At 62.6% G+C, this 2749-nt stretch carries 4 protein-coding genes and 1 pseudogene; 4 read left to right on the forward strand and 1 reads right to left on the reverse strand.

Annotation, left to right across the window (positions count from 1 at the left end; translation table 11 throughout):
* Positions 1–596, reverse strand: a 596-nt coding sequence (locus ABR948_RS29425) for an Arm DNA-binding domain-containing protein (protein ID WP_428124821.1), incomplete at its 3' end; no start/stop codon positions are given.
* Between the two features lie 166 nt (positions 597–762).
* Between ABR948_RS29425 and ABR948_RS29430 the strand changes: the two are divergent.
* The 4 genes and pseudogenes from ABR948_RS29430 to ABR948_RS29445 all read left to right on the forward strand — a co-directional run.
* Positions 763–1104 (forward strand): annotated as a pseudogene (locus tag ABR948_RS29430) (ComF family protein); the annotation flags it as partial.
* A 28-nt stretch (positions 1105–1132) separates the two neighbouring features.
* Entirely contained in the window at positions 1133–1408 is a 276-nt protein-coding gene (grxC, locus tag ABR948_RS29435) for a glutaredoxin 3 (protein WP_428124823.1), read from the forward strand.
* Positions 1405–2283, forward strand: a complete 879-nt coding sequence (locus ABR948_RS29440; protein ID WP_428124825.1) for a carbon-nitrogen hydrolase family protein — start codon at positions 1405–1407, stop codon at positions 2281–2283. The genes grxC and ABR948_RS29440 overlap by 4 nt, the downstream gene beginning before the upstream one ends.
* Positions 2280–2747 (forward strand): DUF1178 family protein, encoded by a 468-nt coding sequence (locus tag ABR948_RS29445; RefSeq protein ID WP_428124827.1) that lies wholly within the window; start codon positions 2280–2282, stop codon positions 2745–2747. Before ABR948_RS29440 ends, ABR948_RS29445 begins: the two co-directional genes overlap by 4 nt.
* Positions 2748–2749 lie beyond the last annotated feature (2 nt).

Below are 2749 nucleotides of genomic sequence, written 5' to 3' on the forward strand. Positions count from 1 at the left end.
AAGTGGCCTTTTAGCCTCGCCGGGTTATCACCCGTCCGGTATCCCTTGACAGTCGAATAGTCCAAAATTTTGTTGATCCGCATGCGCATCTTTTCCGAGCGACCGGGAGTGAACTTCTCAAGTGCGGCCTCAACGTCGCCCGTAGCGATATCGGCGACAGGGATCATTGCGAAGGCGTTGCCGGTCAAGCTCCGGCAATACGAACGCGCCTCTTTGCCCTCCAGCCCTCCCGTCCAATTGACAGCTTGCTTGGCAAGATATTCTACCACCACGTCACCGAAGAGCTTACCAGCGGCGTCCGCTGGTGCAGGATTTAGTCTCCGATTCGCGGCGCCGCGCCTCTCAAAGACGATGCCGCTTCGGCGCTTGGTGGCTTCCTCTTCACGCGCAATCCGGGCCTTCGCTGGCGACATGGCCGCGCTGCCGAGTAGCTTGGTTCGGAAGCTCGCGCCATCGCGCCAACTATAAGACCAATAGCCGCGACCGTTGCGCACCATTAAGTAAAGGCTCTGCCCGTCGCTGATCCGCTTCAGCGTCTTGTTCCCTTCACTCTCTTTGATGGCTGCGACGACTTTTTTGGGGTCCAGGCGGGGCATGAAGTACCTCGGTTTGTTACCTACTTTATTACCTACACTTAGTGCCCTGGCCCTTCCCAGTCAATCCCGCCAATGCGCAAAGTAGACGCGCAAGAAATCCTTTATTTATAGGCACTACTTCCCATTATTTCCCGCCCATTCCCGCCTATTCACAAAGACATAAATCGGCTGGAGCCGGCGCTACAACCAGTCCGGCGCGCTGGCGCGGGTGATCGAGCGGCAGACCGGCGTGAAACTGAGTTCCGAAGCGCTGCGGCGGGTGCGGCCGACCCAGCAGCAGATCGGCCTGTCGCGGAAGGAGCGCGCCAGCAATGTGCAGGGCGCGTTCAAGGTCGCCGCCGACCGGCAATCCCTGATTCACGGCCGCCGTGTGGTCCTGATCGACGATGTCCTGACCTCCGGCGCCACGGTCGACGCCTGCGCGCGGGCGCTGCTGCGCGCCAAGGCCGCTTCCGTCGACGTGCTGGTGTTCGCCCGGGTTGTGGATACCCATAAATCTCCCATATAATCCGGTACTCCCGACCCACAGAGCGCCCATGACCGCTGCCATCGAAATCTACACCCGTCCGGGCTGCGGCTATTGCAGCGCCGCCAAGTCGCTGCTGACGCGCAAGCAGGCCGCGTTCACCGAATTCGACGTCGCCACCGATCCGACGTTGCGGCAAAAAATGTGGGATCGCGCCGGCGCCGGGTCGACCTTCCCGCAGATTTTCATCGGCGAAACCCATGTCGGCGGCTGCGACGAGCTGTATGCGCTGGACCGCGCGGGCAAGCTCGATGCGATGCTGGCGGGCGAAAAGGCCAACTCATGAGCGCTGACCTCACCTTCACCGCCGCGATGGTGCAGATGCGCACCGGGCTGTTGCCGGAACCCAGCCTCGAGCAGGGAACCAGGCTGATCCGTGAAGCGGCCGCGCAAGGCGCCGATTATGTGCTCACCCCCGAGGTGAGCAACATGATGCAGCTTAATCGCAAGGCGCTGTTCGAGCATCTCGCGGCCGAGGAAGACGATCTTTCGCTCAAGGCCTATCGCGCGCTGGCGGCCGAGCTGAAGATCCATCTCCATATCGGCTCATTGGCGCTGCGCGCATCGCCGGAGCGGGCGGTCAACCGCTCGTTCCTGATCGGGCCCGATGGCCTGGTGATCGCGAGCTACGACAAGATCCACATGTTCGACATCGACCTGCCCGGCGGCGAGAGCTATCGCGAATCCGCCAATTATCAGCCGGGCGAAACCGCCGTGATTTCCGACCTGCCGTGGGGCCGGATCGGGCTGACGATCTGCTACGACGTGCGCTTTCCGGCGCTGTATCGCGCGCTCGCCGAAAGCGGCGCCGCGTTCCTCACCGTGCCTTCCGCCTTCACCCGAAAGACCGGCGAAGCGCATTGGCACACGCTGTTGCGCGCCCGCGCCATCGAGAATGGCTGTTTCGTGTTCGCGGCGGCGCAATGTGGCCTGCACGAGAACAAGCGCGAGACCTTCGGTCATTCGCTGATCATTGCGCCCTGGGGCGAGATATTGGCCGAAGGCGGCGTCGAGCCCGGCGTTTTCCTGGCCAAAATCGATCCCGCCAAAGTCGAAACCGCGCGCAAAACCGTGCCGTCGCTGCAGCACGGCCGGCGCTTCAGCGTCGTGGATACCAGATCCGGCCCCGAACATCTGCACCTGGTGCGGGGATCGGCATGATCCGGTACAATCTGCGCTGCGAACGCGACCACGCGTTCGAAAGCTGGTTTCAAAGCTCTTCCGCCTACGAAATCCAGGAAAAACGCAAGCTGGTGAACTGCCCGGTCTGCGGCTCGGCCAAGGTCGAACGCGCCATCATGGCTCCGCAGATCGTGAGCAAGAAGGGCCGGGACGTTGCGGTTCCGGCACCCGCCGCCACCGAAGTTGCTGCGCCCGCGTCGACCCCGCTGATGATGGCGCAGGAGCGCGAGCTGCGCGCCAAGCTCAAGGAGTTGCGCGATCATATCGTGAAGAACGCCGACAATGTCGGCGAGCGCTTTCCAAACGAAGCCCGCAAGATGCACTACGGCGATATCGAACACCGCCCGATCTACGGCGAGGCGTCGCCGGAGGAAGCCCGCTCGCTAATCGAGGAAGGCGTCGAGGTGTCGCCGCTGCCGGTGCTGCCGGACGACCGGAACTGATA

The organism is Bradyrhizobium sp. (assembly GCF_050014615.1).
In the GTDB taxonomy this organism is placed as follows: domain Bacteria; phylum Pseudomonadota; class Alphaproteobacteria; order Rhizobiales; family Xanthobacteraceae; genus Bradyrhizobium.